General features: G+C 72.5%; 6 protein-coding genes. All 6 read left to right on the top strand.

Annotated elements, in window-relative coordinates; genetic code table 11:
• Positions 1-1109, top strand: a 1109-nt coding sequence (locus ACFU99_RS27660; protein WP_384396933.1) for a DUF3152 domain-containing protein, incomplete at its 5' end; no start/stop codon positions are given.
• A gap of 81 nt (positions 1110-1190) precedes the next feature.
• Positions 1191-1283, top strand: a complete 93-nt coding sequence (locus tag ACFU99_RS27655) for an Ms4533A family Cys-rich leader peptide (RefSeq protein ID WP_342668325.1) — start codon at positions 1191-1193, stop codon at positions 1281-1283.
• A 162-nt stretch (positions 1284-1445) separates the two neighbouring features.
• A complete protein-coding gene (locus ACFU99_RS27650) occupies positions 1446-3188 on the top strand; it encodes an ABC transporter substrate-binding protein (RefSeq protein WP_384396930.1) in 1743 nt (580 codons plus the stop codon).
• Positions 3185-4192: an ABC transporter permease gene (locus ACFU99_RS27645; RefSeq protein WP_384396927.1), complete on the top strand. Its 1008-nt coding sequence runs from the start codon at positions 3185-3187 to the stop codon at positions 4190-4192. Before ACFU99_RS27650 ends, ACFU99_RS27645 begins: the two co-directional genes overlap by 4 nt.
• Positions 4189-5178, top strand: coding sequence for an ABC transporter permease (locus ACFU99_RS27640; RefSeq protein WP_384396924.1), 990 nt, complete (start codon positions 4189-4191; stop codon positions 5176-5178). The genes ACFU99_RS27645 and ACFU99_RS27640 overlap by 4 nt, the downstream gene beginning before the upstream one ends.
• Positions 5175-6753, top strand: a 1579-nt coding sequence (locus tag ACFU99_RS27635) for a dipeptide ABC transporter ATP-binding protein (protein WP_384396921.1), incomplete at its 3' end; no start/stop codon positions are given. The genes ACFU99_RS27640 and ACFU99_RS27635, both read left to right, overlap by 4 nt.

The raw sequence follows: 6753 nt of genomic DNA, 5'->3' as shown, positions 1-6753 counted from the left end.
GGCCGGAGCCGCAGGGCCCGATGGCGACCGGTACGGTGCCCCGCCCGCGCCAGGAGTTCATCGACGCATTCGACTACTTCGACCAGCAGGACCACCGGCGTGACGGGGACGGCCCGCGCGAAGGCGCCCACCGGCGAAACGAGGACGACGTGTTCGCCGCAGGAGCCCCCGACAGGGTGAAGGACGGTGCGAAGCCCGCCGGGCCGATCGTCGGGCCCAGCGTCCCGCCCGTACCCGCCGACCAGGCGGTGCCGCCCAGCCGGGGGCCGGAGCGGCGCACCGGGGCCGCCAAGGGCGGTCTCGCCCGTACGCTCACGGGCGTCGCCGCCGCGGCCGTGACGGCGGTGCTGGCCGTGGTCGTCTCCGGCCAGGTCGCGCACGACCAGGACGGCAAGGGCGGCGGTGGCCCGGCGCGCGCGGCCGGCGGTTCCGAGCAGCGCCACCCGGACTCCGCGACCCGCACGAAGAGCCGGCCAGTGCCCCCGCCGGGCACGGTCGCGGACCACTCCCCGTACGACGTCCAGATGGCGAAGAAGTTCCCGCTGGACGCGAAGCTCCAGGCGACCGGGGAGTTCGAGGCGGTGCCGGGGCACGACAAGGCGCCCGGCAAGGGCGAGGTGGTGCGCTACCGGGTCGACGTGGAGAAGGGGCTGGGCCTGGACGGCGCGCTGTTCGCCGAGGCCGTGCAGAAGACCCTGAACGACGACCGCAGCTGGGCCCACGGCGGGCAGCGCACCTTCGAGCGGGTCTCGTCCGGCCACGCGGACTTCGTGATCAGCCTGGCCAGCCCCACCACGACCGCGAAGTGGTGCGCGAAGTCGGGCCTGGACACCACCCAGGACAACGTCTCGTGCGACTCCGCGGCCACCGAGCGCGTCATGATCAACGCGTATCGGTGGGCGCGCGGCGCGGTGACCTACGGCGACGACAAGATGCACGCCTACCGGCAGATGCTGATCAATCACGAGGTCGGGCACCGGCTCGGGCGCAACCATGAGACGTGCCCGAAGCAGGGCGCGCTCGCGCCGGTGATGATGCAGCAGACGAAGTTCCTGACGCTGGACGGCGCGACCTGCCGGGCCAACCCCTGGCCGCACCCCGAAGGGTAGGAATCCCGACATGTGAGACCGAGAGTCTCAGCTCGCGGGACACCTTTGCCAGTGAACGGATATTCGTCCAGGATTCTCCGCATGTCGCATCGCCATGCCCCCGATGACGCCGGCTTCGAGCTGGCGCTGATCGGCGTGGCCGCGCATGCGATCGCCGACATTCTCTGTCGCTGAGACCGCCCCTCCGCGCCTTCCCGCGCGTACCCCCGCGTCTCACCGTCTGATCTCTGTGTGCCCGCCGGGGGCGGTCCAGTGCCCGGCCACCGCATACGGGCTCCTCCCTGCCGCCTTCCGTGGGTGCTTTCTGCCGCCACCTTCCGAAAGGCGTCCTCAGCCATGCGTCAACTGCCCCTCATATCGCACCGCGCGGCCGCCGCCGCGGTCGTCGCCGCCCTGGTCGGGGGCGTGGCGGCCTGCGGACCGAAGGAGGCCGGCGACGCCAAGGGCGGCGGCGCGGCCGGAGCGCCGAAGCAGGGCGGCACGCTCACCGTCCTCAACCGCGAGCCGCAGCGCGACTTCGACCCGGCCCGCCTCTACACCTCCGGCGGCGGCAACATCCCCTCCCTCGTCTTCCGCACCCTCACCACCCGCAACCGCGCGGACGGCGCCGCCGGCACCAAGGTCGTCCCCGACCTCGCCACGGACCTGGGCACGCCCAGCGAGGACGCCAAGGTCTGGACGTACAAGCTCAAGGACGGACTCGCCTACGAGGACGGGTCGCCGATCACCAGCGCCGACGTCAAATACGGCATCGAGCGCTCCTTCGCCGGGGAACTCTCCGGCGGCGCCCCGTACTTGAGGGACTGGCTGGTCGGCGGCGAGGACTACCAGGGGCCCTACAAGGACAAGGGCGGCGAGGGGCTGAAGTCCATCGGGACGCCGGACGCCAAGACCCTCGTCTTCCACCTCAAGAAGCCCGAGGGCGACTTCCCCTACCTCGCCACGCAGACGCAGTTCGCGCCCGTGCCCAAGGCCAAGGACACCGGCACCAAGTACGAGGAGCACCCGGTCTCGTCCGGCCCGTACAAGGTCGTCCGCAACACCGGCGACGGCGAGCGGATGCTGCTGGAGCGCAACCCCCACTGGTCCGCGAAGACCGACGGCCGGCGGCACGCCTACCCCGACCGGATCGACGTGAAGTCGGGCCTGGACCCCGCCGTCATCAACCAGCGGCTGTCCACCGGGTCCGGCCCGGACGCCGCCGCCATCACCACCGACGCCAACCTCGGCCCCGCCGAACTCGCCCAGGTCAGCGGCGACAAGCAGCTCGCGGACCGGGTCGGCACCGGCCACTTCGGCTACACGAACTACCTCGCCTTCAACCCGAAGACCAAGCCGTTCGACGACCCGAAGGTGCGCCAGGCGATCTCGTACGCGGTCAACCGCACCAGCGTCGTCAACGCCGCGGGCGGCTCCTCGCTCGCCGAGCCCGCGACCACCTTCCTGCCGAACCAGAAGGCCCTCGGCTACACCCCGTACGACCACTTCCCGGCCGGGAAGACCGGCGACCCCGACAAGGCCCGCGAGCTGCTGAAGGAGGCCGGTTACGGGCAGGGCGCCCCCAAGGGCCCGCTGAGCATCACCCTCACCCACTCCACCGCCCAGAACTTCGAGTCCAGCCCGGAGATCGCGACCGCGCTCCAGGCCGGGTTCAAGAAGGCAGGGATCGCCGTCAAGCTCCAGGGCCTGGAGGACAACGACTACAACCAGCGGGTCCACGCCACCAAGACCCAGCCCGGCCTCTTCCTCGGCCACTGGGGCGCGGACTGGCCCTCCGGCGGCCCGTTCCTCGCGCCGATCTTCGACGGCCGGCAGATCGTCGAGGACGGCGCCAACTTCAACTCGGCCCGCCTGGACGACCCCGCGGTCAACGACGAGATCGACGAGATCAACAAGATCACCGACCATGATGCCGCCGCGAAGCGGTGGGGCGCGCTCGACAAGAAGATCGGCGAACAGGCTCTGACCGTCCCGCTCTTCCACCCCGTCTACAAGCGGCTCTACGGCAAGGACGCCAAGAACATCGTGATCAGCGACTGGACCGGCGTCCTCGACATCTCCCAGGTCGCGGTCAAGTGAGCGCCGCGACTCTCGAAGCGCGACCCGCCTCGGCCGCGCCGCCCGCCGCGCCCTCCGGCGCCCGACAGGTCTGGCGGCGGCTGCGGGCGCGGAAGTCCGCCCTCATCGCCGCCGCCGTCCTCGCCCTGCTCGTCGTCCTCGCGCTCGCCGCCCCGCTGCTCGGCGCCCTGGAGGGCCAGGACGTCAACGCCTACCACGACGGACTCGTCGACTCCGCGCGCGGCGGCGTGCCCCTCGGCCCGTACGGCGGGGTCAGCGCCGACCACTGGCTCGGCGTCGAACCGGGCACCGGCCGCGACCTGTTCGTACGGCTCCTCTACGGCGCCCGCGTCTCGCTCGCCGTCGCCGCCGGCGCCACCCTCGTCCAGGTCTTCATCGGCGTCGCAATCGGGCTGGCCGCCGGGCTCGGCAACCGGCTCGTCGACAGCGTCCTCAGCCACTTCAGCGACGTCATGGTCGCGCTGCCCATGCTCGTCTTCGCCATCGGCGCCACCGCCGTCGTGCCATCCTCCTTCCCGCGCCCGGTGCTGCTCGTCATCGTCATCGGGCTGCTGGCCTGGGGCAGCACCGCGCGGATCGTACGGGCCCAGACCCTCACCCTCAAGAAACTCGACTACGTCGCCGCGGCGCGGCTCGGCGGCGCCTCGCGGCTGCGCGTCGCCCGGCGCGAACTGCTGCCCGCACTGGCCGCGCCCGTCATCACCTACGCCGCGATCCTGCTCCCCACCAACATCGTCACCGAGGCCGGAATGTCCTTCCTGGGCGTCGGCGTCACGCCGCCCACCCCCTCCTGGGGGCAGATGCTGTCCACCGCGACCACCTGGTTCCGCGCCGACCCCATGTACGTACTCCTCCCGGCACTCTCCCTGTTCACCACCGTGCTCGCCTTCACGGTCCTCGGCGACGGGCTGCGCACGGCGCTCGACCCGCGCGCCGCCTCCCGGCTGCGGGTCGGCCGCACGGGGCGCACCGCCCGGCGGAGGAAGAAGGGGAATTCCGCATGAGGGGCTACCTGCTGCGCAGGGCCGTCGGCGCGGTCATCGTGCTCTTCGCCCTCTCGCTCGTCATCTACGCGCTGTTCTACGTCGCCCCCGGCGACCCCGCCCGGCTCGCCTGCGGCCTCCGCTGCAACCCCGAGCAGATCCGCCAGGTCCGCGAGCAACTGGCCCTCGGCGACCCCGTGTACGTGCAGTACTGGCACTTCCTGCAAGGGCTCGTCGCCGGTCACGACTACTCCACCGGCACGGGCGTACTCCACTGCGACGCCCCCTGCTTCGGCCTCTCCTACCAGAACGACCAGCAGGTCACCGACCTCATCGCGCAGCGGCTGCCCGTCACGGCCTCGCTCGCGCTGGGCGCCATGGTGCTGTGGCTGCTGCTCGGCGTCGGCAGCGGCCTGCTCTCCGCGCTGCGCCGCGGCGGCGTGACCGAGCGGGTGCTGACCTGGCTGACCCTGGCCGGCACCGCCACGCCCGTCTTCATCATCGGGCTGCTGCTGCTCATGCTCTTCTGCGCCTACCTCGGCTGGCTGCCCTTCCCCTCCTACGTGGCGCTGACCGAGGACCCCGAGCAGTGGGCGTGGAACCTGCTGCTGCCCTGGACGGCGCTCGCCCTCATCGAGTCCGCGAAGTACGCGCGCCTCACCCGCAGTTCGATGCTGGAGACGCTCGCCGAGGACCACATCCGCACGTTCCGGGCGTACGGGGTCGCCGAGCGGTCCATCGTCGGCAAGCACGCGCTGCGCGGCGCGCTGCCGCCGGTCATCGCGCTCACCGCGCTCGACCTCGGCTCGATGTTCGGCAACGCGGTCCTCACCGAGACGCTCTTCGGGCTGCCGGGGCTCGGCCAGCTCCTCGTACACGCCACCCGGACCATCGACCTGCCGGTCGTGGTGGGCGTCGTGCTGGTCACGGGCGCGGCCGTCGTCATCGCCAACATCGTGGCGGACCTGCTGTACGCCGTCGTCGACCGAAGGGTGGTCCTCGCATGAGTCCTCTCGATACCCGCGAGCCGCTGGTGGAGGTCGAGGACCTCTCCGTCACCTTCCCCGTGGGCCAGGGCGCGGCCGTACGAGCCGTCGACGGGCTGTCCTTCACCATGCCGCCGGGCGGCGCGCTCGGCATCGTCGGCGAGTCGGGCTCCGGCAAGAGCACCGTCGCGTACGGGCTGCTCGGCCTGCACCGGGGGACCGGCGCCGAGGTCACGGGCGCGGTACGGGTCGCCGGACGCGACGTACTCGCCGCCGGAGAAGCCGAACTGCGCGCTCTGCGCGGCCCGGTGGCGGCCATGGTCTTCCAGGACCCGCTCTCCTCCCTCGACCCGTACGCGGCGATCGGCGACCAGATCGCCGAGGTGTACCGCGTGCACCGGCGGGGCGCGTCGCGACGGGCCGCGCGGGCGCGAGCCGTCGAGGTGCTCGACCGCGTCGGCATTCCGGACGCGGCGCGGCGGGCCCGCGCCCGCCCGCACGAGTTCAGCGGCGGCATGCGCCAGCGCGCGCTGATCGCCATGGCGCTGGCCTGCGAACCCCGCCTCCTCGTCGCCGACGAACCGACGACGGCCCTGGACGTGACCGTGCAGGCGCAGATCCTCGGGCTGCTGCGGGAGCTGCGCGCGGAGACGGGCATGGGGCTGCTCCTGGTCACACACGACCTGGGGGTGGCGGCCGGCAACGTCGACGAACTGCTCGTCATGAAGGAGGGGCGCGGCGTCGAGCACGGCCCGGCGCGGGCGGTGCTGGACGGGCCGCGCGAGGACTACACGCGGGCGCTGCTGGCGGCGGTGCCGCGGATCGACGTACGGCGGACGGCCGACGCCGTTCCCGGGGGCGAGCCGCTGCTGGAAGCCACGGGCCTGCGGCGGGAGTTCGGGCGCGGCAAGCGCGCCGTCACCGCCGTGGAGGAGGTCTCGCTGACCATCCGGCCGGGGGAGACCGTGGGCGTCGTCGGGGAGTCCGGCAGCGGCAAGACGACGCTGGGGCGGATGCTCGTACGGCTGCTGGAGCCGTCCGGCGGCGCGCTGCGGTACCGAGGGCAGGACATCGGTGGTGTGCGCGAGCGCGACCTGCGCGGGTTCCGCGGCGAGGCGCAGATGGTCTTCCAGGACCCCGTCTCCTCGCTCAACCCCCGGCGCAGCGTCGGCGAGTCGATCGCGGACCCGCTGCGCACGGCCGGTGAGCTGACGGACAGTGAGATCGTGGAACGGGTGCGGAAGTTGCTGGGAAGGGTCGGCCTCGACCCGGACGCGTACCACCGCTATCCGCATGAGTTCAGCGGCGGCCAGCGGCAGCGCGTCGGCATCGCGCGGGCGCTCGCGCCCGAGCCGAAGCTGATCGTCTGCGACGAGGCCGTCTCCGCGCTCGACGTCACCACGCAGGCGCAGGTGGTCGAGTTGCTGGGGGACGTGCAGCGGGAGTCGGGGATCGCGCTCGTCTTCATCGCGCACGACCTCGCCGTCGTACGCCAGGTGAGTGATCGTGTCGTCGTGATGCGGGACGGCCGGATCGTCGAGGAGGGTCCGGCGGACGCGGTCTACGACGCTCCGCGGCACCCGTACACGCGGGGCC

The organism is Streptomyces sp. NPDC057654, from assembly GCF_042800135.1.
GTDB lineage: Bacteria > Actinomycetota > Actinomycetes > Streptomycetales > Streptomycetaceae > Streptomyces.
The sequence above is the reverse complement of the archived record's forward strand: the minus strand, read 5'-3'. Positions and strand labels throughout refer to the sequence as shown.

Bases quoted from the DNA above. Each gene is read 5' to 3' on its own strand.
- ACFU99_RS27655 (WP_342668325.1), top strand. From the start codon at position 1,191: ATGTCGCATCGCCATGCCCCCGATGACGCCGGCTTCGAGCTGGCGCTG.
- ACFU99_RS27650 (WP_384396930.1), top strand. From the start codon at position 1,446: ATGCGTCAACTGCCCCTCATATCGCACCGCGCGGCCGCCGCCGCGGTC.
- ACFU99_RS27640 (WP_384396924.1), top strand. From the start codon at position 4,189: ATGAGGGGCTACCTGCTGCGCAGGGCCGTCGGCGCGGTCATCGTGCTC.